Below are 21,817 nucleotides of genomic sequence, written 5' to 3'. Positions count from 1 at the left end.
GCCGGCCACCGCCGGCCGGGCCGCCTGCAACGAGCCCAACCAGCCCGCGCCGGCCGGCCGGGCTGCCTGGGCCACCACCAGCCGGCCCGCCTGTAGTCAGCTGCCCGAACCAACCCACAACCAACTGCCTGCCGCTGGTCGGTCGGGCTGCGCCGGCCGAGCAGGCTGCCCACCGCGCGCCGGCCCGCTGCGCTGGCCGGCCACCATCAGCGGGCCCGGCACGGCTATCACCAGCCAGCTCCGGCAACCGCCTGCACGGCCCACAGCCAGCCGGTCGGCCTGTAGTCAGCTGCGCCGCACAGCCGGTGGCCGGCAGCTGCCCCCGCACCGCCAGGTGGCCGGCAGCCGCGCCGCACCACCAGGTGGCCGGCAGTTGTCCGCACTCCCTGGTGCCAGCCGCGCCGCACACCTGCGACCCAGCTGCCCGCACAGCTACGACCCAGCGGCCCGCACACCCGTAACCAGCGGGCCTGCCCTTACCGTTGGCATTCGTCTACGTTAACGTTGACGCAGAGGCGGCGGTGCTCTAGCGTAGTCGTCAACGTTAGTGATGACATGGATGGTGACCGCTGTGGACCTGGCCCCGGATACACCGTGGCGGGGGCGATGATGACCACGATCACGCAGGAGCGGTTCCGGCACGTCCTCGGGCACGTGCCGACGGAGGTCGCGGTCGTTGCCGGGGCGACCGACAGCGGTCCCGCCGGGCTCGCCATCGGGACGTTCATGTCGGTGTCGCTCGACCCGCCGTTGGCCGGTTTCCTCGTTGCCAAGACGTCCACCAGTTGGCCGAGGGTCGAACCGCTCGGCCGGTTCGCGGTCAGCGTGCTCGGCGAGGACCACATCGAGACGTCGCGCCGGTTCGCGTCGTCGGGTGGTGACAAGTTCGCCGGTGTCCCCTGGCGTCCGTCCGGGCTCGGCCAGCCCGTGCTCGACGAGTCGCTCGCCTGGTTCGACTGCACCACCGCCGACATCACGGACGCCGGCGACCACAAGCTCGTCCTCGGCCACGTCCACGACATGTGGGTCCAGTCGCAGGGGCGGCCGCTCATCTTCTGCCACGGCACCTACCAACGTCTCGGCTCCCGCTGACTCACGACCTCGAGGAGAACCACCATGCGCGTCGGCTACACCACGATCTTCCAAGGCGACGGCGACACCGCCGACGACCAGCGGGTCTACGCGGACGAGCTGCGTCTGTGCGATCTCGCCGAGCCGCTCGGGTTCGAGATGATCTGGGCGACCGAGCACCACTTCACGTCGTACACCATGTGCCCGGACCCGGTGCAGTTCCTGTCGTACATGGCCGGGCGCACGACGAACATCCAACTCGGTTCCGGCGCCGTCATCCTGCCGTGGCACGACCCGGTACGCGTCGCCGAACAGGTCACCGTCCTCGACCTGATGAGCAACGGCAGGTTCATCTTCGGCATGGGGCGGGGCCTCGGCCGGATCGAGTTCGACGGGCTGCGCATCCCGATGGACGAGTCGCGCGCCCGGTTCGTCGAGTCGGCGGAGATCGTGATGCGTGCGCTCGAGACCGGCGTGCTCGAAGCCGACGGTGAGTTCTACCAGATCCCGCGGCGTGACCTCTGCCCACGGCCGGTGAAGTCGTTCCGCAACCGGCTCTACGCGGCCGCTGTGTCGCCGGAGTCGGTGAAGATCATGGCGGACGTCGGCGCCGGCATCCTGATCAACCCGCAGAAGGACTGGCAGGACGTCGCGGAGGACATGCGCTCGTACCGTTCGCAGTACCGCGAGCTGAAGAACGAGGAGCCGCCGGCGCCGATAGTCACCGGTTGGGTCGTCTGCGACAAGGACGGCAAGAAGGCCAAGGACCTGGCGCAGGAGTACATCGGCGCGTACTACGAGTCGGTGATGTCGCACTACGAGCTCGGCGGCCGGCACTTCCAGAGCACGCAGGGCTACGAGTACTACAATCGGCTCGCGTCGTACATCGGCAAGAACGGCTCCGACAAGGTGGTCTCGAACTTCATCGAGCTGCAGATCTACGGCACGCCTGACGAGTGCTACGAGCGGATCATGGAGATCCGTTCGCAGGTCGGCAACAACGGGTTCAACGCGGTCTGCTCGTTCTCCGGGATGAGCTACGAGTTCGCCGAGTCCAACATGAAGCTGTTCGCGAGCGAGGTCATGCCTCGGCTGAAGCCGTTGCCTGACGTCGACTTCGCGGAGCTCGACGGGGTGGTCAGCGCATGAGCACGCCGGCGCCCCGGGTCATCACCAGTGAGCTGCGCTTCCCCGAAGGCCCTGCCTACCTCGGTGACGGCGCGGTGCTCGTCGCCGAGATGAAGGGCGAGTCGGTGACGCGGGTGGTCGCCGACGGCACGGTGACCGTGGTCGGCGACTGCGGCGGCGCGCCCAACGCGAGCGTGGCCGGCGCCGCGGGGGAGTGCTACGTCGCCAACAACGGCGGGCTGTCGGCGGGGGGCATGGGCTACTGGTACGCGCCCAGGCAGTTCGACGGCTGCGTGCAGCGCGTCGACGTCGACGGCACGGTCACCGGCGTGGGTGGCACGCTGCCCGGTCCTGCGCCGCATCGGCCGAACGACCTGTGCTTCGGCCCGGACGGAACGCTGTACGTCACCGACAGCGCCAACTGGGAGGAGCTGCGCAACATCAACGCCGGCCACATCGTGGCGATCGGCGCGGATGGTGCGCAGCGGCAGGCCGTCGAGGTGCCGGCCATGCCCAACGGCATCGAGATCGCACCTGACGGTCGCCTGTTCATCACCCAGTCACTAACCCGCAAGGTGCTCAGCTTCGATCTGGCCGGCGGCGAGATCAGGGAACAGGCGGTGTTCGCGAAGCTGCCCGCAGGCATGCCGGACGGGTTCTGCTTCGACGCTGCCGGCAATGCTTACGTGTGCGGCAGTGTGGGGCACGCCGTCTTCGTCTACGCCCCGGACGGCGAGCTGTCCGACACCCTAGAGACCGGCGAGGGTACGCAGCCGACGAACTGCTGCATCGGTGACGACGGCAGCCTGTACGTCACGTACGGGCTCACCGGACAGTTGGTGGCATTCGACCTTGGGCTGGAACCGGCGCCGATCCACCGCGGCACAGTGTCGCCCCGTTGATGCCATCAGGGCGGGTGACGTGACATGATCGCCAGGAGGGGGAACGGCGATCGAAAAGGAGCCCGCAGTGTCGACTCCGGGGCAGGCGAGCGCGCAGAACCGGGCTGCTGCACCGCGAAGCGACATCGCCCGTCGCCGACAGGAGCGGCGCGAGGCGAGTGGCCGCCGCTCGGATGAGCGATGGAACGAGATCATGGCGAGCGCTGCTGCCGTGTTCGCCCGGCTCGGGTACGCGCAGAGCACGCTCGAGGACGTCGCTACCGAGGTGGGGATCAACCGCGCCACGCTGTACTACTACGTCGGGACGAAGGAAGAGCTCCTCGTCGCGCTCCTCGACCAGCCGATCGACACTATGCGCAGCCGGCTGGAGGAGATCGCGGCCCAGCCCGACTCCGCGCGCGACAAGCTGGCCCAGGCGTTGCGCGAGTACGTGCAGACGATGGTGGAGAAGCCAGAGCTGTTCATCTTCCTCAGCGAGAACGTGCACAAGGTGATGTCCGGGCCGGAGGCCGAGCGCATCCGCAGCAACGCCGACAGGTACGGCCGGATGCTCGGCCAGGTGATCGACGACGGCATGCGCGCAGGCGAGTTCCGCGACGACATCGAGCCGGCGACGGCCGTGCTCGGCATCCTCGGCATGTTCAACTGGATCCACCGCTGGTACGACCCGTCCGGTCCGCGACCGTTGACCGACTTCGGCGACACGTTCATCGAGATGGCGTTGTCCGCGCTGGAGCCGAGCAAGCGCCGCAAGCGCTGACCCGCGCCGGCCGCCGATGACCGGGCGCCCTGCCGTCGCGCGGCCGTCGGCGGCATCGGTACGGGTGTTGGCGCCGGACTGCCTCGCCGGCAGGACGGCCTTGGTCACCGGCGCAGGCACCGGTATCGGGCGCGCGGTCACGCTGCGGTTGCTCGCGCTGGGCGCACACGTCGTCGGCGTCGGCCGCCGGGTCGAGCCACTCGCCGAGACCCGGGCGAGTACCGACGCACCGGAGCGGCTGCGCGTCGAACAGCTGGACATCAGGGATCGCAGTGCTGTAGCGACATTCGTCGCGGGACTCGACCGGCTCGACCTGCTCGTTAACAACGCCGGCGGCCAGTTCGTGGCACCGGCAACCGCGATCTCGGCACGGGGCTTCGGCGCGGTGCTCGACCTGAACCTGACGGCGACCGCGCACCTGACCAGGACGGCCCGCCGCGCGCTAGCCGCCGCAGGCGGCCGGGTCGTCACGCTGTCGCTGTCGGCACCCGACCGCGGCATCGCCGGGCTCGTGCACTCGACGACGGCGCGGGCAGGTATGGCGGCGTTGACCCGTTCGCTCGCGCGGCAGTGGGCAGGTGAAGGGATCCGGCTGTTCTGCCTGGCGCCCGGCACCGTGCACACGGCAGGCGTGGCGGGCGAGGTGCCGACCCAGGCGCTCGACGCGGGCGTACGGGCGAGCCTGCTCGGTCGCGACACCGGGCTCGACGAGGGCGCCGAGTGGGTCGCTGCGATGGGCAGCGGCGTCTTCGACGCGGTCAGTGGCACGGCGGTGGAGCTGGACGGCGGCGCCGGCCTGGTCGACGCTGCTGCCTCGCTTGTGCCGCCGAGCGCCGAGGAGCCGGCATGACAGTGACCGTCGTACGCGGCCGGTGTCCCGCCGGGGTGGACGCGGTGGTGTCCGCAGCGACGGCGGAGGCGTTGACGGAGCTGTTCGTGCGGGTGCGCGACGAGCTCGTCGCTACGGCCGACGGCGGAGGCGTGCTCGTCGTCGTGCAGACCGAGGAACCGTGTGCCGACGGCACTGTACGGGCGGCGGTGGGCGCGCTCGTCCGTAGCCTCGCCCGGGAGTACGCCGACCGTAGGTGCCGGGTGAACGTCGTGCTCGTCGGTGCCGCGGACGTGTCGGCGATGGAGGACTTCCTCACCAGCCCGGCCGCCGTCATGCTCACCGGAGCCGTCCTCGACGCACGTTAGCTCATTCGTGCTCCTCGGCCGCGGCCATGCTGAGCAGAACCTGGTCGCGTCCCAGCATGATGTGCTCGAACATCAGCGCTGCGGCGCGTTTCGGCTCACCCCTTGCGATGCGGTTGCGGATCATCTTGTGGAAGTTGTTGGAGCGTTCCAACTCGCTGTGTCTGAAGGCACGGAGCGCCTCGAACACCAGCGGTGCGTCGACCGTGCTCGTCAGGATGTGCGCGAGCCGGACGTGCTTGCTGGCCGCGATGATCGCGTTGTGGACTCGCCGGTTCGCGTCGCTGACCAACCGGGTCAGGTCGAGCTGGCTGAGATCGGTGCGCTGGGCGGCCGCCGCGAAGTCACGGATGCCGGTGTCGATCTCGGCGAGGTCGTCGTCGGTGGCACGGGTGGACGCGAGCTCGGCGGCGTACGACTCCAACCGGGCCCACAGGTCGTAGAGATCGAGCACGTCGTTGCGGCCCAGGGTGCGGACGATCGCACCGCGATGGCGCGTCGCGAGCACCAGACCGTCGGCGGCGAGCATCCGCACCGCCTCCCGGACGGGAGTGCGGGAGAGGTCCAGCTGCGCGGCCACCCGCTGTTCGACGATGCGGTCGCCGGGTCGTATACGTCCCTCCACGATGGCCGACCGCAACGCCTGGTACGCCACCTCGGAACCCACCTGGCCGGGGGTCACTGACGTCGCTCTCGCAGGTACCGGAGCGCAGCGGGGTCCGGTACGTGTTCGTACCGGACCCCGCTGGCTGCCATTGCTACTTCCGCTGTGCCTTGGTGTAGTTGCCGAGCTCGCCTTCGTTCTTGATCGGCTTGCCCACCGGTGCGAAGGTGCCAGCCTTCTTGCCGGTGGCGCCGGCGTACTTGTACACCTGGCCGGACTCGAACGGGTAGGCGTCGGTCACCCCGCTGACCATGCCCTTCACGCCCTCGGTCATCAACGGATACCTGGTGTTGTACTGGTGCGAGGCGATGTTGATCGTCGCACGGTTCAACCCACCCTTCATCACGCTGGCGTCCTTCAGGATGGCGGTGATGTACCAGGCCCAGAACCAGCCGTTGGCGTACTGCGCGTTGTGCGAGTCGAGACCGTGCTCCTTGAGCTTCTTGCTGACCAGTGCGGCGAACCTCGGGTCACCGACGTCCGCGTCGTCCGGTGCGTAGTAGTACCGAACGGTCTCGGTGCCGTTACCCGTCAGCCCTTGCTTCTGCAGGGGTGCGAACGTCGTCTCGATCTGTGCACACGAGTTCGAGACGATGAGCGTCGGATCCCACGAGCTCTTCTCGATCGCGCCGATGCCTTGGGTGCAGAACGTGCCCGCCTCGATCAGGATCGCGACGTCGGCCTTGCTGCCGGCCGCCGTCGTCACCTGGTCGTCGAGGTTCGGTGCGGTCGGTGAGTTGGTCTGCTCGGTGACGACCTCGAACTTGGTGCTCTTGGTCGCACGCTTGAAGCCCTGGACGTACGCCTTGCCGAGTGCGTTGTCGATCGAGACGAGCGCGACCTTCGCACCCTCGGGGTACTGCCGCTTCAGCGCCTCGACCCAGATCGCGCTCTCGTTATAGTAGTCGAGCCCGAAGCCGGACGTCCACGGGTGCTTGCCCGGGTCGAACAGCACGTTGTCGGACGCACCAGTGAGGTACTGGCCCATGCACTGCTTGTTCATGTGCGAACGCACGGCGAGGTTGTTGGCGGTGCCGAGCAGGCCGAAGCTCGCCGCGTACTCGTTCGATTCGATCGCCTTGTCGACGTTCTTCCTGGTGAGATCGGGCTGGTACTGGTCGTCGAAGATCTTCATGTCGATCTTGCGGCCGTAGATCCCGCCGTTCTCGTTGACGTACCTGAAGTAGCTCTTCATGCCGTCGCCGATGGCGCCGTACGCAGCCAGCGCACCCGAGTGCGGAACGCTGGTGAAGAGGTTGATCTTCGTCGTGACGCCGGAGTTGAGGTCCCAACCCACCGGGCACTTGCTGAGGTCGATGCTGAAATCACCTGCACCGGTGTAGGTGCAGTCCTCGTCCAGGCCCCAGTTCTTGGCATCCGGGTTGGTCGCCGGGATGGCGCCGTCGGCCGTGTCGTCCTTGCCTGTCGCCGGTTTGGTGGTGACCTTGCAGCGTGAGTCGTCGGCCGGGTCGCTTACCTCCTTCGAGTACGAGCATGCGGCCAGCGAGGTGGCGGTTACGACGATCGCCAGCACCATTGCAGCTGATCTTCGACTAAACGACATCTGTCCTTGTCCTTTCTCGCGGCCTCTCCGGAGGACGTGATGGGTGGTCCTGTGAGGTGACCAGGCGGTACTGCTCCCAGCCGCTCGGTGTGCGGGGTTCGACGACGACGACCTTGCTGAGCAAGCCCTTCAGGCCGTCGGCGATCCCGCCGGGCAGCAGGAAGACGCAGACGAGCAGCAGCACGCCGGAGATGACGCCGACGAGCTGCTGGCCCTGCGGACCCTCGATGAACGTCTGGTTGGATGCCCAGTCGGCGATGTAGGTGCGGAGCGCCACGAACACGATGGCTCCTGGGATGGCACCGACGATCGACTTGCTCCCTCCGGTGATGAGCCCGACCAGGAGGAAGACGGAGAGGTAGAGGTCGAACCGTGCGCCGGTCACCTCGGGCAGCTGGATGACGAGCAGTGCGCCCGCCACGCCGCCGAACGCGGCGCTCATCGCGAAGGTGAAGATCTTCACCTTCGCCACCGGCACACCGCTCGATGCGGCGCTCAACGGCGCGTCGCGTACAGCAATCATCGCGCGGCCGATCCGGCTGCGCACGATGTTGCGGGCGAGGAGGAACATGAGGGCGGCGAACGCAAGGATCGCGTAGTACCGGTCGATGACGGGGCCGGTCAGAGTGTACGGGTTGACGAAGAACCACGGCGGCGCGGTCATCGGCTCGTTGGCGAACTTGCCGTTCGCGCCGCCGGTGAGCCCGTCGAACTGGTCGACGAGCACCGGGAAGAGCGCAGCGATCGACAGCGTCACGGTGACCAGGTAGAGGCCACGGATGCGGAGCGCGGGCATCCCGATCAGCGCGCCCGCGACCGCACAGACCAGGAAGGCGACGGGCACGGTGGCGAGGTACGGCCAGTCGTGGTCGGCGACCAGGATCACGGCCGTGTAGCCGCCGAGGCCCACGAACGCGCTCTGCCCCAGGGAGATCTGGCCGCAGTAGCCGATCAGCAGGTTCAACCCGAGGATCGCCACCGAGTACGCCACCAGCTGGGAGAGCGCGCCGATACCCGAGACCGTGCCGATCATGAACGGCAGCGTGATCAGGACGACGGCGACGACGAACGCGAGGCCCAGCTTTGCGACGAGCAGGCGGCGGCTGCCCTGTTGGAAGTGTAGTGCCATCAGACGCGCTCCAGGTGCCGGCCACCGAGCAACCCCGATGGCTTGACTTGCAGGATGACGATGATGACAAGGAACGCGCAGCCGAGCCCGAACTCCCCGCCGAGCACCGGGACGTACCCGGTGACCAACGTGATCGTCAGGCCCACCACGACGCCTCCGACGACCGCACCGATCACGCTGTCGAGCCCGCCGAGCGTCGCCGCGGCGAACGAGTAGACGAGGATCTTGTCCATGAACGTCGGGTCGAGGTAGGTGGACGGCGCAGCCAGGCAGCCGGCGAGCGTGCCGACAGCTGCTGCGAGCGCCCAGCAGCCGCGGCTCGTACGGCCGATGTTCACGCCGACCAGGCGCGCCGAGTCGACGCTGCTCGCCACGCACCGGAACCGCAGCCCGAGCCTGGTGCGGGTCAGGGCCAGGTGGAGCGCGACCACGACCGCCACGGCGAGACCGATGTTCCCGAGCTCGGTGAAGTACAGGCGCGCCCCGGCGAGCTCCAGGTAGGAGTCCGAGCCCTTGGGGAACAGCGTCGGGAAGCCCTTGGGGTCGAACCCCCAGACCATCGCGACGATCGCGTTGAAGGCTAGGTAGAGGGCGAGCGTCACGATCACGATCGCGAGGTGGTTGTTCGGGTCGAAGTGGCTGATCAGTACGCGTTCCACGCCGACGGCGCCGACCGCGCTGACCACCATCGCGAGGCCGATCGCGACGGCGAGTGGCATGCCGAGCGACGTCGTGAACGTGTACGCGAGGTACGTGCCGATGAGCGCCATCGCGCCCTGCGCGAAGTTGATGACCTTGGTGGCCTTGAAGACCAGCACAAGCGACAGGGCAACGAGGCCGTACTGGATGCCGTTGGTGACGCCGTCGATCAGGCGCTGCACGTAGAGTGCGGCACCCTTTCTCGAGCACCGCGTACACCGAGAACGCGGCGAGCAGCACGAGCACGACACCGATCGACCGTGCCGCGGAGCGGCGCCTGGCCAGCCGCAGGACGTCGACCGGTTTGCGTTGGTCGGCGTCTGCAGGTTGTGTCATCACGGCCATGTCGGGCGTTCCCTTCGTGTGCTCAGTAACCGAGGTAGGCCCTGCGGATGGAGTCGTCGTCCTGCAGCTGCTGTGCGGTGCCGGACGCCACGACGGTGCCGGCTTCGAGCACGTACACTCGGTCGGCGATCTCCAGGGCGAGTGCCGCGTTCTGCTCGACGATGATCAGTGCCACGCCGTGCGTCTTGTTCGCCTCGGCCAGGACCTCGAAGAGGCACTGGGTGATCAGCGGCGCGAGACCGAGTGACGGCTCGTCGAGCAGCAGCAGCTGTGGTTTGCTCATCATGGCGCGGGCGATCGCGAGCATCTGTTGCTCGCCGCCGCTGAGGCTTCCCGCGACCATGTGCCTGCGCTCCCGCAGCGGCGGGAACGTCTCGTACCACGAGGCGATCTCGGCCTCGATGCCACGCGGGTTGCGGGTGAGCGCGCCCGCGCGCAGGTTGTCCTCGACGGTGAGCCCGACGAACGTGCCGCGGCCCTGCGGCACCATGGCGATCCCTCGCTGCACCAACCGGTCGGCGCGTTGGTCGACGATGGAGGTGCCGGCCAGCTCGATCGAACCCGTCGTCGCTACGGTCCGGCAGATGGAGCGCAGCAGTGTGGTCTTGCCGGCTCCGTTCGCGCCGAGCACGACCACTACCTCGCCGGCCCGCAACGTCAGGTCGATGCCGTGCAGACACTCGACGTCGTCGTAGGAGGCGCGCAGCTCGGTCAGCTGCAGCAGTGCGTTCTCGTTGATCGTCGTCATACCGCCGCCCGCCCGAGGTAGGCCTCGGCGAGACGCGCGTCCGCGCGCACTTCGCCGGGGAGACCGGAGACCAGGTTGCGGCCGAAGTCCAACGCGACGACGTAGTCGGAGATGTCCATGACTAGCTGCATGTGGTGCTCGACGAGGAGCAAGGTCAGGCCGAGCTCATGACGTAGCTGCTGCAGTGTCGTGCCCAACGCCCGCACGTCGCCGTGGGTGAGGCCACTCGCCGGTTCGTCGAGCAGTATTAGCTTCGGCCGCGACACCACTGCACGGGCCAGCTCGATGCGCTTGAGGGTGCCGAACGGCAGGCCGGAACATGGCCGGTACGCGACATCGGTGATGCCGAAGTAGTCGAGCGCCGCGAACGCGCGGGCACGTGCCTCGCGGTCCTCACGGTGTGCGGGCAGCCCTAGCGGCGCCCTGCCGAAGCCGACGCTGCCGTTGGCGTACCACCCGACCATCACGTTCTCCAGCACGGTCATGCCGGGCCAGAGCGCGCGGTTCTGGAACGTGCGCGCGATGCCGAGCCGGGCGAGGTCGGCGGCACGGTGGCGTAACAGTTGCTGCCCGGCGAACGTGATGGTGCCCGACCTTGGCCGCACCAGCCTGCTGATCGCGTTGAACGCCGTCGTCTTGCCAGCACCGTTCGGACCGATCAGTGCGCAGATCTGTTGCTCACGCACCTGGAACGAGACGCTGTCGAGTGCGGTCACTCCGCCGAACCGGACGGTGAGCTGGTCGACGTCCAGCAGGGCCGGCGCACTCCCGTCCTGGATACCGTTCGGCGGACCAGTCACTGGCACTCCTCGTCGTCAAGGATTGCACACAATTACTAGGAGAGCTCGCTGTGTAGCAGCTCTCGGTCGGGGTACGGGGTCGGTCTGTCCGGTCTCGCTCAGGCACCGCTCCTGTAACGGACTAGCCCCCGCATCACTGACATTTGTTACCCGGCTGCCGGGTGTACGTGCTGACAAGAGCATGTCGGGTGACGATCGCGCTGTCAACAGATGCGTAGACAGAACTATGAGCGTTGTATACCATCAGATCTACGCGCGGTAGCGAAGTGAGGACGCCATGTTGACTCAGGACCGGTACCGCAGCATCCGCGTCGACCGGCGCGACGCCGTTGCGGTGCTGACGCTGAACCGCCAGGAACACGGCAACAGCGTGGACGACACCATGCACTCTGAGCTCAGCACGGTGTTCGCGGACGCCAGGCGGGACAACGAGATCCGCGTGATCGTGCTCACCGGGGCGGGCGATACCTTCTGCTCCGGCGGGGATTCGAGCCCGGATCGCACCTTCACCACCTTGACCGGGCTGACGCCGATCGAGGAGGCCGAACGCATCGTCGGGTCGCTGCTCGACCTCCGGCAACCGTTGATCGCTGCGGTGAACGGCCCCGCGCTCGGCCTGGGGGCGATCCTCGCCAGCCTCGCCGATGCCTCGTTCATGGCCCGGTCGGCGTCGATCGGTGATCGCCACGTGGCCGGCGGCGTCACGGCAGGTAACGGGAGCGCGGCGCTCTGGCCGTTGCTCGTCGGCGTCAACCGCGCCAAGTGCCTGTTGCTGGACGCGGCCGTGCTGACGGCCGAGCAGGCCGCGCACATCGGGCTCGTGCACGAGGTCGTCGACGACGGCCGGGCGCTCGACGCCGCGCTCGCACTGGCCGAGCGATGGGCGGCGATGCCGTCATTCGCGATGCAGTCGACCAAGGCGGTGCTCAACGCGCACCTGCGCGACGCCGCGACGATGGCGTTGCGGTACGGGCTGGCGCTGGAAGAACAGGCGTTGACCGGTCCCGAGTTCGACGCCGTACGGAAGGGACGCTGAACAGGATGGACTTCACCGGATCCGTCGCGTTGGTCACCGGCGCCGGTAACGGTCTCGGCCGCGCCTACGCGCACGAGTTCGCCAGGCGCGGCGCGAAGGTGTTGGTGAACGACATCGCGGTGGGCGCCGACGGGCGCGCGACCGGCGAGTCGCCCGCGCAGCGTGTGGTCACGGAGATCGAGGAGGCCGGCGGCGTCGCGGTGGCCAACGGTGCCAGCGTCGCTACCGTCGAAGGTGGTGCGGCCGCCGTCGCGTGTGCGATCGAGTCGTTCGGTGACCTCGACATCGTGGTCAACAACGCCGGGATCGCGCTACCAACTACTTCACCGACGTCCAGTACGACGACGTGCTCGCGTCGCTCGGCGTGCACCTGCTGGGCGCGATCCACGTACTCCTGCCGGCGTGGCGGCACCTCGCCGCGCGCGGCGGCGGCAGGGTGGTGAACACCACGTCCGCCGTCGGCATGTTCGGGCAACGGCGGTCGGCGGTGTACGCCGCGGGCAAGATGGGCATCGTCGGCCTGACCCGGGTGCTCGCCCAGGAGGGCGCCGCGCACGGCATCAGTGTCAACGCGATCGCACCGGTGGCGAGCTCGCAGATGGCCGGCGAGGTCTACGGCCGGCTGGACGAGGAGATACCGCCGGAGCGCGTCGCCGCAGTCGTGCTCGCACTCGCGCACCCGAGCTGCCCGGTGAGCGGCGAAGTGGTCTCTGCCGGCGGCGGGCGGATGTCGCGGCTGCTCGTCGGTGCCACCGAAGGCTACTTCTCGCCGGACCTCGACGACGACGAGGCAGCCGCCAACCTCGCCGCCGTCTGCGCGCAGGAACGGCCGGTGGTCGTCCCCGACAGTGCGATGGCGGAGATCGACCTCATCCGGCGTTGTTTCCCCGATCTCGCCGCCCATCCGATGCTGCCGCGCTGACCCGTACGCCGCGCTACTCGGGTGCCTCGATCACGCAGAGCAGGTCACGCACCTCGACCACGTCTCCGGTGTCACCCTGCAGTTCGCGCACCACACCGGCAGCGGGCGCCGCGATGACCGTCCTGGCCTTCTCTGCCTCGATCTCGACGAGGTCGGCTCACTCGGTCACCTGCTCGCCGTCCTCGACGTACCAGTCGAGGATCTCGGCGTCGCTCATGCCCATGGACAGCTGCTGCAGGCGTACTTCGACACGCATGTAGTGGTCCCTTCGCGAGGTGGGGAAGTGGTCAGGCGAGGGTGCGGCGGACGGCCGCGGTCACCTTGTCCTTGCTCGGGTAGATCTGCTTCTCCAGCGCTGGGCTGAACGGCACGTGCACGTCGTCGGTCGTCACTCGTACGACGGGTCCGCGCAGCGCGTCGAAACACGTCTCGACGACGTGGGCGCTGATCTCGCTGGCGGCGCTGCAGGTGCGGTTGGCGGGATCGACGGCGACGCAGCGGCCCGTACGGCGCACGGACTCCTCGATCGTCGGCCAGTCCATCGGCACGAGGGTCCGCGGGTCGATCACCTCGCAGCTGACGCCGTCCTTCTCCAGCTCCGCGGCCGCCTGTATGGCGAGGTACACACCCTGCCCGATGCCGCCGACCGTGACGTCGGTGCCTGTCCGAGGCGTGGCGGCGACGCCGAGCGGCACCAGGTGCTCGACGTCGTCCGCGGGCTTGGGGCTGCGTCCCTTGCGTCCCCACAGGTTCGCGTCCTCGAAGCACAGCACGGCGTTGTCGTCGCGGATGGCGCTCTCGAGCAGACCCTTCAGGTCGGCGGCGTTCGACGGCACCACGACCTTGAGCCCCGGCACGTTCATGAACATCGGGTACGGCCGGTCGGCATGGTGTCCTGCGGTGCCGCCTTGGTAGTACAGCGCGGCCCGTACGACGACAGGCACCCGCGCCTGGCCGCCGAACATGTAGCGGACCTTCGCCAGCTGCGAGACGAACTGGTCCATGGCGACGAACACGAAGCTCGCCACGGTGAGGTCGACGACCGGACGCAGGCCGGCCATCGCCGCGCCTGCGGCCAGGCCGATCGAGCCGGCCTCGGACAGCGGCAGGTCGCGAACCCGCGCAGCACCGAACTTCGCCAGCACGCCGTCGGCGGCTCCGAAGACGTTGGCGCGCAGGTCCTGGCCCATCAGCACGACGCGCTCGTCGCGCTCCATCTCCTCGGTCTGCGCCTGGTTGATCGCCTGCAGGAAGCCGAGCTGTGCGGCGCGCGTGGCGGACTGGCGTGGCTTGGTGGCCGTCATGCGTCGACCTCCTCCGGTGCGGCGTAGAGGTCGGTGTAGGCCGCCTCGGGTTCCGGGTAGGGCGAGTCCTTGGCGAACTGCACGGCCTGCTCGACGACCTGCTCCACCCCAGCGCGTACGGCGTTGATGTCCGCCTCGTCGGCCAGCCGCCAGGCGAGCAGCCGCCCTGCGAACGAGGTGATCGGGTCGACGGTGTCGAACCAGCTGTCCACCACCGTCTGGTCGCGATACGGGACGGGCACTGCGAGCCCGTAGGCGTGCTCGTGGAAGCGGTAGGTCTTCGCCTCGATCAACGACGGCCCGTCGCCTCTCCTTGCCCGAGCCGCCGCGGCCGAGGTGGCGCGGTAGCAGCCCAGCACATCCTGCCCGTCCACGACGACGCCCGGCATGGCGTAGCCCGCGGCCCGGATCGCGATGTCGGGCACGGCGGCGGTGTCGGAGATCTTGGCGCTCACGGCGAGCCCGTTGTTCTCGCAGAAGTAGACGACAGGCAGCTTCCAGGTGCCGGCGAGGTTGGCCGACTCGTGGAACACGCCCTCGTTGGCGGCACCGTCGCCGAAGAAGCAGAGCGCGACCTGGTCGGACCCGCGCACCTGCGCGGCGAAGCCGGCGCCGGTGGCCACGGGGATGGCCGAGCCGACGATGCCAGACTCGCCGAGGCTGCCGACGGAGAAGTCGGCCAGGTGCATGCTGCCGCCCTTGCCGCCGCACACGCCGGTCGCCTTGCCGAGCAGCTCGGCCATCAGCCGGTCCAGGCGTGCGCCCTTCGCGATCGGGTGGCCGTGCGAGCGGTGGTTGCCGGTCATGTAGTCGTCGCTGGTGGTGGCCATGCAGGCGCCGACGGCGGCGGCCTCCTGGCCGATCGACAGGTGCACCATGGCGGGCAGGTCGCCGGCGTGGAAGAGCGCGATGGTCGCCTCCTCGAACAGCCGTACGGCGTACATCCTGCGCAGCATCTCGAGGGCGAGGTCGCGGCCGTCCGCGTCGCTGAACTCCGGAGGCAGCACGGTCTCCGCCTCGGGCTCGTGGTGGGTCTCGGGTGTGGTCATGCCGTCCCATCCGTCGCTGTCGCGTTGCGTCAGCATAGCCGTTGACGACGAGCTTGGCGCGGTTACTGTCTACGTCAACGCTGACGATGATAAATCCACTGCAGGCACGGACGGGTATCGACGGAGGTAGCACCGCATGAAGCTCGCCTTGATGTACGAACTTCCGGTCCCGCGGCCATGGACGGTCGACAGTGCGTACAACGCCTTCGAGAACACCCTGCAGCAGATCGAGCTGGCCGACCAACTGGGCTTCGACAGCGTGTGGACGGTCGAGCACCACTTCCTGGACGAGTACTCGTTCTCGTCCGCGCCCGGAGTGTTCTACGGGGCCATCGCGGCGCGAACGGAGAACATCAGGATCGGCCACGGCGTGCGGCTGCTGCCGTTCCCCTACAACCACCCGGTGCGCGCGGCCGAGGCCGCCGCGACGGTCGACGTGCTGTCGAAGGGGCGGCTGGAGTTCGGTACCGGACGGTCGGGCACCCGTACGGAGATCGAGGGCTTCGGCATCAAGCCGACGGACACCCGGCCGATGTGGGAGGAAGCGCTCGACGTCGTCGTCGGTTGCTGGACGGAGGAGGAGTTCAACTGGGACGGCGAGTACTTCAAGCTGCCCCCGCGCGGGGTCGTGCCGAAGCCGATGCAACAGCCGCATCCGCCGCTGTGGGCCGCGAGCTCGAGCTCCGACTCGCACGAGCTGATCGGCGCCAAGGGTATCGGCCTGCTGTCGTTCTCCGTAGCGATCCCGCCCGAGGGGCTGGTCAAGCGGATCGGCAGGTACCGCGACGGCCTGAGCCAGGGAAGCACGGTCGGCAAGTTCCGCAACGAGCGCATCGCCACGTTCGTACAGGCACACTGCGCGGAGACGACGCCGCAGGCGCGCGACGAGGCGCGCGAGGCGTTCCCGTGGTACATCCAGACGTCGTTGCAGCAGATCGCCGGCCTCGGTGCGTGGCAGGAAGGTACCAACCTCGGCAGCTACGAGTACGCCAAGAAGTTGCTCGGCGGCATGGATCTCGACGAGCTCACCTTCGACTACCTGATCAACAACGAGACGGTGCTCTGTGGTGACCCCGACCATTTCCTCGCTATGTGTCACCGGTACGAAGCGGTCGGCGTCGACCTCTTGCTACTTCTCGTGCAGTCCTACAACATCCCGCATGAGAACGTCATGCGCTCGATCGAGCTGATCGGTACGGAAGTCCTGCCCAAGCTCTAGCAGTGGTCGCCCAATGGAGGAGCCAATGCGCATGTCAGGACACCAGAACACGCGGATAGCGGACTGGATCCGGATCAACGCGGCAGCCCGACCTGACCGCATCTGCTTCGTGACCGAGCGCGAGAGCTACACGTTCGCGCGAGTCAACAGCCGGGTGAACTCCGTAGCCAACGCCATGCAGCAGGTCGGCGTCGGCCGTGGCGACCGGGTGGCGCTCTTCGCCACCGACTCGGTGGCGTACGTCGAGACGTTGCTCGCCACGATGAAGCTCGGTGCCGTCTGCGTGGCGCTGAACTTCCGGCTCGCCCAGCCCGAGCTGCAGACCATGCTGGCCGCGGCCGAGCCGAAGGCGTTGTTCTTCTCCGACCGCTACACCGGCATGGTGCGTGCGGTGGACGTGCCAGGCATCAAGCTGCACGTCAGCTACGACTCGGACACGGGCGACAAGAGCTACTAGCAGCTCCTCGACGAACACCCGGACATCGAGATCGACACCGGCGCTGCAGGACAAGCAGGTGCGCACGCTCGAGTCGATCGGCTACGGTGCCGCGCCGATGTCACCGGCGTTGCTGCGCCGCGCACTGGACGTCTTCGACTGCGACTTCATGAACATGTTCGGTGCCGGCACCGAGGCCGGCCTGCAGACCGTGCTGACACCCGAGGACCACAGGCGCGCGCTCGCCGGCGAGGAACACCTGCTCGGCTCGATCGGCAAGGCGGGCATGGGTGTCGCGTTGCGGCTGTGCGACGACGACCTCAACGACGTGCCCGACGGCACGGTCGGCGAGATCGTGACGCGTTCCGACGCCTGCATGAGCGGCTACCTGGACCAGCCGGAGGAGACGGCGAAGGTGCTCGTGGACGGCTGGTTCCGCGGCGGCGACCTGGCGTACCGTGATGCGGACGGGTTCCTGTATCTCAGCGGCCGCAAGAACGACATGATCATCCGCGGCGGCGAGAATATCTACCCGATCGAGATCGAGGACGTGCTCTCGTCGCACCCGGCGATCCACGAGGTGGCCGTGGTCGGCGTGCCGGACGAGCGCTGGGGCGAGGTCGTGCGCGCCCACGTCGTCGTCGCCGAGGGCGCGGCGTTCGACGAGGACGACGTGCGGGCGTACGCGCGGCAGCGACTGGCCGGGTACAAGGTGCCTGCGATCTTCCAGGTCGACACCGACTTCCCGCGCAACGCAAGCGGCAAGGTGCTCAAGCGCGCGCTGCGGAAGCAGTGATGCCCGACCGGGTCGGTTTCGTCTCCGGCGCCGGGCGGGGGATCGGTGCGGCCGTCGCCTTGCGCCTGGCGGACGGGGGCGCCGCGGTCGTGGTGAACGACAGGGACCCGCAGGCGGCCGCGGCGACGGTCGCCGCAGTCGAGGCCGCAGGCGGCACGGCGCTGGCGGCCACCGGCGACGTGTCGCGTACCGACGAGGCGGCCAGGTGCGTCGCGGTGGCCCAGCGGGAGTTCGGGCGGCTGGACTACGCGTACAACAACGCGGCCGTGCCTGGTGTCATCGCGCCGACGGCCGACTACCCGGCGGCGACGTTCTGGCGGGTCATGCAGGTGAACCTCGGCGGTGTGCTCGGTTGCCTGCAGGCCGAGGTGCAGTCGATGCGCGAGACCGGTGGTGGCTCGATCGTCAACGCGGTGTCGGCGGCGGTCGCCGGCGGCGTCGCCGGTTCCGCGGCCTATGCGGCGAGCAAGCACGCCGTGGTCGGGCTCACCAAGTCCGCGGCGCTCGACCACGCTGCGGACGACGTCAGGGTCAACGCGGTCGCACCCGGGCTCGTCGACACCGGCTTCGTCCGCGACATCGACCAGGCCCGCTTCGCCGATGCGCATCCGGTCGGCCGTCGTGCGCGTACCGAAGAGATCGCGGCAGCGGTGTGCTGGCTACTCACCGACTCGGCGTCGTTCGTCACAGGAACGGTGCTCGCCGTCGACGGTGGCCTCACCGCGCAGGTGGCCGGGCTGTGACCGCGTCCGGCGCGGCGGGCCAGGTCGCATTGCATGCCCTGGTCATCCCGGATCACGACTGGACGACGTTGCTCGCGCGGGTCAGGTATCTCGAGCAGCTCGGCGTGCGTACGGTCTGGGTGGACGACCACCTGTCACACCCGGCGCGGCCGAGCGCGCCGTGGCTGGACGCGTGGAGTGCGCTGGCCGGGTGGGCGGCGACGACCGAACACGTCCGGCTCGGCACCCTGGTCGCGAACCCCGTGCTGCGTCCGCCTGCGGTGCTAGCCAGGCAGGCGCTCTCCGTCGCGCACATCGCCGGTGACCGGCTGGAGCTCGGCGTCGGCGCCGGCTACGCGGCGACCGACCATGCCGCGGCCGGCGAGCAGCCGTGGCCGGCTGCCGTGCGGTCGGCACGGTTCCGTACGTGCGTGGAGACCGTGGCGGCGCTGCTCGCCGGCGACCCGGTCGAGCGCGACGGCGTACCCGTGCCTGCGATGCAGCCGTCGTCGCGAAGGGTGCCGCTCACCGTCGCGGCGCACGGGCAGAAGGCGCTGCGGGTGGCGGCGGAGTACGGCGACCGCTGGGTGAGCTACGGCGGGTTCGGCATGACCGCCGACGACCACCTCGCGGTCACGCGCACGCGGGTGCGGCAGCTGCGCGCGGCGTGCACGGCGGTCGGGCGCGACCCGGCGACGCTGCGCTGCGCACTGCTGCTCGGCAGTGCCGCGACGACGGAGGAAGCCGTCTGGCTGTCCGCCGACGCCGTCCGTCGCACGGTCGAGCGCTACCGGCAGCTCGGCATCGACGACTTCGTCTTCTACTACCCGCCGGCGGACGTCTGGCCGGACGGCCAGGTGGCCGAAGGCGTCTTCGAGCAGATCGTCGCGGACTACAGCTGACCGCCGACGTGCGCGTCCAGCTCCGCCCACAGCTGTTCGGGGACGGGTGCGAGCAGGTCGAGATCGGCGTCGACCTCGGCCGCCGTCCGCATGCCCACCACCACGCCGGTGACCGCCGGGTGGCGCAGCGGGAACTGCAGTGCCGCCTGCGGCAGCGACACCCCGTGGCGCTCGCAGCTGTCGGCCAGCCGGCCGGCCAGCGCCACCACGTCCTGCGGTGCCTGTCGGTACGCCCAGGGCGCGGCCGGGTCGGGTCTCGCGGTGGCGAGCAGGCCGGAGGCGAACGGCCCGGCGGCGAGCACGGCGACGTCGCGTTCGGCGCAGCGGTCGAGCAGCTCGCGGCCGTGCCTGCGGGTGAGGGTCCACGCTGCCGCGATCATCACGTGCACGACCTCGCCGCGCTCGACCAGTCGCAGCGCCGCATCCGGGTCGGTCGTGGCGACACCGAGTGCGTCCAGCCGGCCAGCGTCGCGCTGGCGGCGCAGCTCAGGCAGCGCCTCGCTGGACACGAGATCGGGCGCACACTCCGGGTCGTGCAGGAACACCACGTCGACGGAATCGCGGCGCAACCGGCCGAGACTCGCGGTGAGGGTGGCGCGTACGCCGGCCGCGGTGAAGTCGAACCGGCCGCCGCCGCGGGCCCCGTCCGCGCCGTGCGGCCGGGCGTACGGGTTGACGTTGGCCATCGCCAGCCAGCCGACCTTGGTGGTCACCGCCACGGCGTCGGGCGCGACCGCGGTGAGCGCCGAGCCCAGCAGCGTCTCCGCGCGGCCCTCGCCGTAGCTCGGTGCGGCGTCGAACCTGGTGATACCGCGGGTGAGCGCCGTGCGGAGCGCATCGCGGCCGGTGTCGTGGCCGCCGTCGGCGGCGTAGCTGCCGAGCGGGCCGCAGCCGAAGACCAGCTGGTCGATGTGCATCACACCGGTTAGCCTAGAGCATTGTCGACGTTCGTGTTGACGAAGGCGGGATGGGCGTGCCGGAGCTGCCGGCCGCGTGGTCGTGGTCACATGGGCGGGCCGCGGGCTGGGGCGCGCCTACGCGCTCGACGCCGCACGCGCGGGTGCCGCCGTGGTGGTGAACGACGTCGACGGCGCCGAGGCGGCCGGCGTGGTGGCGGAGATCGACCGTGCCGGCGGTGCGGCGGTGGCGTCGGACCACTCGGTCGCCGACCCGGCGGCCGTGCGGTCGCTGGTCGCGCTCGCGGCGTCGGCGTACGGCCGGCTCGACGGCCTGGTGGTCAACGCCGGCCGCTACCACGAGGCGGCGCCGTGGGACGAGGACGTCGAGCAGGTGCGCGCGGACGTCGGCGTCAACGTGCTCGGTGGGATCTACTGTGTCGCCAAGGCCGCGCGGGTGCTGGCGGCCGCGGGCCGTGGCTCGATCGTGATCGCGTCGTCGGCGGGGGCGCTGGGCTCGCGCAGGATCATGACCTACGCGGCGACGAAGGGCGCGCTCGCGTCGCTGACGTACGCCGCGGCGCTCGACCTCGCCGATCGCGGCGTGCGGGTCAACGCGATCGCGCCGGTGGCGCTCACCCGGATGACGCAGGGCGCCTTCGGCCGGCGGGTCGTGCCGTCCGGCGCCGGGCGGGCACTGCTCGACGGGCTGGACGAGCGGGCGCCAGAGCGCATCGCACCGCTGGTGACGTACCTACTCAGCGACGCGGCCGCCGATGTCACCGGCCAGTTCGTGCGGTTCGGCGGCAGTCGGCTCGCGCTGCTGCCGCAACCGTCACTGCCCGACTTCGACGGCGTGACGGCGGACACCTGGACCCACGCGTCGATCGCGGCGGCGTTCGCCGGCCTGCTGGCTCTGCAGTCGTTCGGCGTGGAACGGCAGCGGCCGGTGCGGTGACCCGTCCGGTGGTCGTCAGCTCTCGACGGCCATCTCGCCGAGTTCGGACCAGTCATCCTGGTCCAGGTTCATGTTCACGATCCGCGGCGTCTGCGCGAGGTGTGGTGGCAGTGTCCGCTGTGCCGTCTTGAAGTGCTCGGAGTTCACGTGCGCACCGCCGGCCTCCTCGTCGCGGAACGCCTCGACGAGAACGTACTCGTTCGGGTCCTCGACGCTGCGCGACCAGTCGAACCAGAGGCAGCCAGGCTCGGCGCGGGTTGCCGCGGTGAACTCGGCGGCGATGTCCGGCCACTGGTCCGCGTACTCCGGCTTCACGCGGAACTTCGCGGTGATGAAGATCATCGGTGCTCCTCGGCTCTCGGGTGACGCGCCGCAGGCATGCTACCCGCCTTCGACCTATGCTTGACCGGTCGATCGACTCGTCGGAGGGAACGTTGGCCGGGCTGTCATTGCAGGGGGAGCGGCGGTCGTTGCGTGATCTGGCGTATGGCTCGTTGCGGGAGGCGATCGTGCGGGTGCGGATCGCGCCTGGTGCTGCGGTGACGGAGGAGTGGCTGGCTGCGGAGTTGGGTG

Annotated in this window: 26 protein-coding genes; 15 read left to right on the top strand and 11 right to left on the bottom strand. The window is 69.3% G+C overall.

Annotated features, from left to right (window positions below; genetic code table 11):
- Window positions 1-606: 606 nt before the first annotated feature.
- The 6 genes from GEV07_11325 (at window position 607) to GEV07_11300 (ending at window position 5,058) form a co-directional block, all read left to right on the top strand.
- Window positions 607-1,092, top strand: a complete 486-nt coding sequence (locus tag GEV07_11325) for a flavin reductase (protein MQA03282.1) — start codon at window positions 607-609, stop codon at window positions 1,090-1,092.
- 24 nt (window positions 1,093-1,116) lie between these two features.
- Window positions 1,117-2,220: an LLM class flavin-dependent oxidoreductase gene (locus GEV07_11320; protein MQA03281.1), complete on the top strand. Its 1,104-nt coding sequence runs from the start codon at window positions 1,117-1,119 to the stop codon at window positions 2,218-2,220.
- On the top strand, window positions 2,217-3,101 hold the full coding sequence (locus GEV07_11315; GenBank protein MQA03280.1) for a hypothetical protein: 885 nt from the start codon (window positions 2,217-2,219) through the stop codon (window positions 3,099-3,101). Before GEV07_11320 ends, GEV07_11315 begins: the two co-directional genes overlap by 4 nt.
- A 193-nt stretch (window positions 3,102-3,294) precedes the next feature.
- Window positions 3,295-3,861, top strand: a complete 567-nt coding sequence (locus GEV07_11310) for a TetR family transcriptional regulator (protein MQA03279.1) — start codon at window positions 3,295-3,297, stop codon at window positions 3,859-3,861.
- Between the two features lie 16 nt (window positions 3,862-3,877).
- The gene (locus tag GEV07_11305; protein ID MQA03278.1) at window positions 3,878-4,711 is read left to right on the top strand and encodes an SDR family NAD(P)-dependent oxidoreductase; all 834 of its coding nucleotides are present in this window, start codon (window positions 3,878-3,880) and stop codon (window positions 4,709-4,711) included.
- Window positions 4,708-5,058 carry an SDR family oxidoreductase gene (locus tag GEV07_11300; GenBank protein MQA03277.1) on the top strand — a complete coding sequence of 117 codons (351 nt, stop codon included), beginning with the start codon at window positions 4,708-4,710 and terminating at the stop codon, window positions 5,056-5,058. Before GEV07_11305 ends, GEV07_11300 begins: the two co-directional genes overlap by 4 nt.
- Window position 5,059: 1 nt before the next feature.
- On the opposite strand, the gene GEV07_11295 is transcribed toward GEV07_11300, so the two are convergent.
- The 6 genes from GEV07_11295 to GEV07_11270 all read right to left on the bottom strand — a co-directional run bounded on the left by GEV07_11295 (window position 5,060) and on the right by GEV07_11270 (window position 10,959).
- Window positions 5,060-5,722 (bottom strand): GntR family transcriptional regulator, encoded by a 663-nt coding sequence (locus GEV07_11295; protein MQA03276.1) that lies wholly within the window; start codon window positions 5,720-5,722, stop codon window positions 5,060-5,062.
- 91 nt (window positions 5,723-5,813) lie between these two features.
- Window positions 5,814-7,283, bottom strand: coding sequence for an ABC transporter substrate-binding protein (locus GEV07_11290; protein MQA03275.1), 1,470 nt, complete (start codon window positions 7,281-7,283; stop codon window positions 5,814-5,816).
- Window positions 7,273-8,412 carry a hypothetical protein gene (locus tag GEV07_11285; GenBank protein ID MQA03274.1) on the bottom strand — a complete coding sequence of 380 codons (1,140 nt, stop codon included), beginning with the start codon at window positions 8,410-8,412 and terminating at the stop codon, window positions 7,273-7,275. Before GEV07_11285 ends, GEV07_11290 begins: the two co-directional genes overlap by 11 nt.
- The gene (locus tag GEV07_11280; protein MQA03273.1) at window positions 8,412-9,437 is read right to left on the bottom strand and encodes a branched-chain amino acid ABC transporter permease; all 1,026 of its coding nucleotides are present in this window, start codon (window positions 9,435-9,437) and stop codon (window positions 8,412-8,414) included. The genes GEV07_11285 and GEV07_11280 overlap by 1 nt, the downstream gene beginning before the upstream one ends.
- Window positions 9,438-9,478: 41 nt before the next feature.
- Window positions 9,479-10,204 (bottom strand): ATP-binding cassette domain-containing protein, encoded by a 726-nt coding sequence (locus GEV07_11275; protein ID MQA03272.1) that lies wholly within the window; start codon window positions 10,202-10,204, stop codon window positions 9,479-9,481.
- Window positions 10,201-10,959, bottom strand: coding sequence for an ATP-binding cassette domain-containing protein (locus GEV07_11270; protein ID MQA03271.1), 759 nt, complete (start codon window positions 10,957-10,959; stop codon window positions 10,201-10,203). The genes GEV07_11275 and GEV07_11270 overlap by 4 nt, the downstream gene beginning before the upstream one ends.
- Before the next feature lie 322 nt (window positions 10,960-11,281).
- Here GEV07_11270 and GEV07_11265 point away from each other — a divergent pair, with 322 nt between their 5' ends.
- From GEV07_11265 to GEV07_11255, 3 genes are read left to right on the top strand one after another with little or no spacing between them, the layout of a single operon-like run.
- Window positions 11,282-12,040, top strand: coding sequence for an enoyl-CoA hydratase/isomerase family protein (locus GEV07_11265; GenBank protein MQA03270.1), 759 nt, complete (start codon window positions 11,282-11,284; stop codon window positions 12,038-12,040).
- Entirely contained in the window at window positions 11,884-12,483 is a 600-nt protein-coding gene (locus GEV07_11260; GenBank protein ID MQA03269.1) for an SDR family NAD(P)-dependent oxidoreductase, read from the top strand. Before GEV07_11265 ends, GEV07_11260 begins: the two co-directional genes overlap by 157 nt.
- Window positions 12,387-12,962 carry an SDR family NAD(P)-dependent oxidoreductase gene (locus GEV07_11255; protein MQA03268.1) on the top strand — a complete coding sequence of 192 codons (576 nt, stop codon included), beginning with the start codon at window positions 12,387-12,389 and terminating at the stop codon, window positions 12,960-12,962. The genes GEV07_11260 and GEV07_11255 overlap by 97 nt, the downstream gene beginning before the upstream one ends.
- Before the next feature lie 13 nt (window positions 12,963-12,975).
- Here the strand turns inward: GEV07_11255 and GEV07_11250 are convergent, their stop codons facing one another.
- From GEV07_11250 to GEV07_11240, 3 genes are all read right to left on the bottom strand, one after another.
- Complete coding sequence (locus GEV07_11250; protein ID MQA03267.1) at window positions 12,976-13,104, bottom strand: hypothetical protein; 129 nt, start codon at window positions 13,102-13,104, stop codon at window positions 12,976-12,978.
- Window positions 13,105-13,249: 145 nt separating this feature from the next.
- Window positions 13,250-14,266: an alpha-ketoacid dehydrogenase subunit beta gene (locus GEV07_11245; GenBank protein ID MQA03266.1), complete on the bottom strand. Its 1,017-nt coding sequence runs from the start codon at window positions 14,264-14,266 to the stop codon at window positions 13,250-13,252.
- Window positions 14,263-15,210 carry a pyruvate dehydrogenase (acetyl-transferring) E1 component subunit alpha gene (locus tag GEV07_11240; protein MQA03265.1) on the bottom strand — a complete coding sequence of 316 codons (948 nt, stop codon included), beginning with the start codon at window positions 15,208-15,210 and terminating at the stop codon, window positions 14,263-14,265. The genes GEV07_11245 and GEV07_11240 overlap by 4 nt, the downstream gene beginning before the upstream one ends.
- A 241-nt stretch (window positions 15,211-15,451) precedes the next feature.
- On the opposite strand from GEV07_11240, the gene GEV07_11235 reads away from it, so the two are divergent.
- From GEV07_11235 to GEV07_11215, 5 genes are read left to right on the top strand one after another with little or no spacing between them, the layout of a single operon-like run.
- Window positions 15,452-16,534, top strand: coding sequence for an LLM class flavin-dependent oxidoreductase (locus GEV07_11235; GenBank protein MQA03264.1), 1,083 nt, complete (start codon window positions 15,452-15,454; stop codon window positions 16,532-16,534).
- A 13-nt stretch (window positions 16,535-16,547) separates the two neighbouring features.
- The gene (locus GEV07_11230) at window positions 16,548-16,991 is read left to right on the top strand and encodes an AMP-binding protein (GenBank protein ID MQA03263.1); all 444 of its coding nucleotides are present in this window, start codon (window positions 16,548-16,550) and stop codon (window positions 16,989-16,991) included.
- A complete protein-coding gene (locus tag GEV07_11225) occupies window positions 16,921-17,766 on the top strand; it encodes an AMP-binding protein (protein ID MQA03262.1) in 846 nt (281 codons plus the stop codon). Before GEV07_11230 ends, GEV07_11225 begins: the two co-directional genes overlap by 71 nt.
- Entirely contained in the window at window positions 17,766-18,509 is a 744-nt protein-coding gene (locus GEV07_11220; GenBank protein ID MQA03261.1) for an SDR family oxidoreductase, read from the top strand. Before GEV07_11225 ends, GEV07_11220 begins: the two co-directional genes overlap by 1 nt.
- The gene (locus GEV07_11215; GenBank protein MQA03260.1) at window positions 18,419-19,390 is read left to right on the top strand and encodes an LLM class flavin-dependent oxidoreductase; all 972 of its coding nucleotides are present in this window, start codon (window positions 18,419-18,421) and stop codon (window positions 19,388-19,390) included. The genes GEV07_11220 and GEV07_11215 overlap by 91 nt, the downstream gene beginning before the upstream one ends.
- Here GEV07_11215 and GEV07_11210 read toward each other — a convergent pair.
- The gene (locus GEV07_11210; GenBank protein MQA03259.1) at window positions 19,381-20,310 is read right to left on the bottom strand and encodes an aldo/keto reductase; all 930 of its coding nucleotides are present in this window, start codon (window positions 20,308-20,310) and stop codon (window positions 19,381-19,383) included. The two genes, GEV07_11215 and GEV07_11210, sit on opposite strands and share 10 nt — an antisense overlap.
- 73 nt (window positions 20,311-20,383) lie before the next feature.
- Here GEV07_11210 and GEV07_11205 point away from each other — a divergent pair, with 73 nt between their 5' ends.
- Window positions 20,384-21,244: an SDR family oxidoreductase gene (locus GEV07_11205; protein ID MQA03258.1), complete on the top strand. Its 861-nt coding sequence runs from the start codon at window positions 20,384-20,386 to the stop codon at window positions 21,242-21,244.
- 15 nt (window positions 21,245-21,259) lie between these two features.
- On the opposite strand, the gene GEV07_11200 is transcribed toward GEV07_11205, so the two are convergent.
- The gene (locus tag GEV07_11200) at window positions 21,260-21,586 is read right to left on the bottom strand and encodes an antibiotic biosynthesis monooxygenase (protein MQA03257.1); all 327 of its coding nucleotides are present in this window, start codon (window positions 21,584-21,586) and stop codon (window positions 21,260-21,262) included.
- Window positions 21,587-21,817: the final 231 nt, after the last annotated feature.

It is taken from the genome of Streptosporangiales bacterium (genome assembly GCA_009379825.1).
Lineage (GTDB): Bacteria > Actinomycetota > Actinomycetes > Streptosporangiales > WHST01 > WHST01.
This window is presented reverse-complemented; position numbering and strand designations above follow the sequence as displayed.

Excerpts from the sequence above, each read along its gene's own strand:
- GEV07_11325 (MQA03282.1), top strand. The coding sequence starts at position 607 with ATGATGACCACGATCACGCAGGAGCGGTTCCGGCACGTCCTCGGGCAC.
- GEV07_11320 (MQA03281.1), top strand. The coding sequence starts at position 1,117 with ATGCGCGTCGGCTACACCACGATCTTCCAAGGCGACGGCGACACCGCC.
- GEV07_11315 (MQA03280.1), top strand. The coding sequence starts at position 2,217 with ATGAGCACGCCGGCGCCCCGGGTCATCACCAGTGAGCTGCGCTTCCCC.
- GEV07_11310 (MQA03279.1), top strand. The coding sequence starts at position 3,295 with ATGGCGAGCGCTGCTGCCGTGTTCGCCCGGCTCGGGTACGCGCAGAGC.
- GEV07_11305 (MQA03278.1), top strand. The coding sequence starts at position 3,878 with ATGACCGGGCGCCCTGCCGTCGCGCGGCCGTCGGCGGCATCGGTACGG.
- GEV07_11300 (MQA03277.1), top strand. The coding sequence starts at position 4,708 with ATGACAGTGACCGTCGTACGCGGCCGGTGTCCCGCCGGGGTGGACGCG.
- GEV07_11290 (MQA03275.1), bottom strand. The coding sequence starts at position 7,283 with ATGTCGTTTAGTCGAAGATCAGCTGCAATGGTGCTGGCGATCGTCGTA.
- GEV07_11285 (MQA03274.1), bottom strand. The coding sequence starts at position 8,412 with ATGGCACTACACTTCCAACAGGGCAGCCGCCGCCTGCTCGTCGCAAAG.
- GEV07_11275 (MQA03272.1), bottom strand. The coding sequence starts at position 10,204 with ATGACGACGATCAACGAGAACGCACTGCTGCAGCTGACCGAGCTGCGC.
- GEV07_11265 (MQA03270.1), top strand. The coding sequence starts at position 11,282 with ATGTTGACTCAGGACCGGTACCGCAGCATCCGCGTCGACCGGCGCGAC.
- GEV07_11260 (MQA03269.1), top strand. The coding sequence starts at position 11,884 with ATGGGCGGCGATGCCGTCATTCGCGATGCAGTCGACCAAGGCGGTGCT.
- GEV07_11245 (MQA03266.1), bottom strand. The coding sequence starts at position 14,266 with ATGACGGCCACCAAGCCACGCCAGTCCGCCACGCGCGCCGCACAGCTC.
- GEV07_11240 (MQA03265.1), bottom strand. The coding sequence starts at position 15,210 with ATGTACGCCGTACGGCTGTTCGAGGAGGCGACCATCGCGCTCTTCCAC.
- GEV07_11235 (MQA03264.1), top strand. The coding sequence starts at position 15,452 with ATGAAGCTCGCCTTGATGTACGAACTTCCGGTCCCGCGGCCATGGACG.
- GEV07_11230 (MQA03263.1), top strand. The coding sequence starts at position 16,548 with ATGGAGGAGCCAATGCGCATGTCAGGACACCAGAACACGCGGATAGCG.
- GEV07_11220 (MQA03261.1), top strand. The coding sequence starts at position 17,766 with ATGCCCGACCGGGTCGGTTTCGTCTCCGGCGCCGGGCGGGGGATCGGT.
- GEV07_11200 (MQA03257.1), bottom strand. The coding sequence starts at position 21,586 with ATGATCTTCATCACCGCGAAGTTCCGCGTGAAGCCGGAGTACGCGGAC.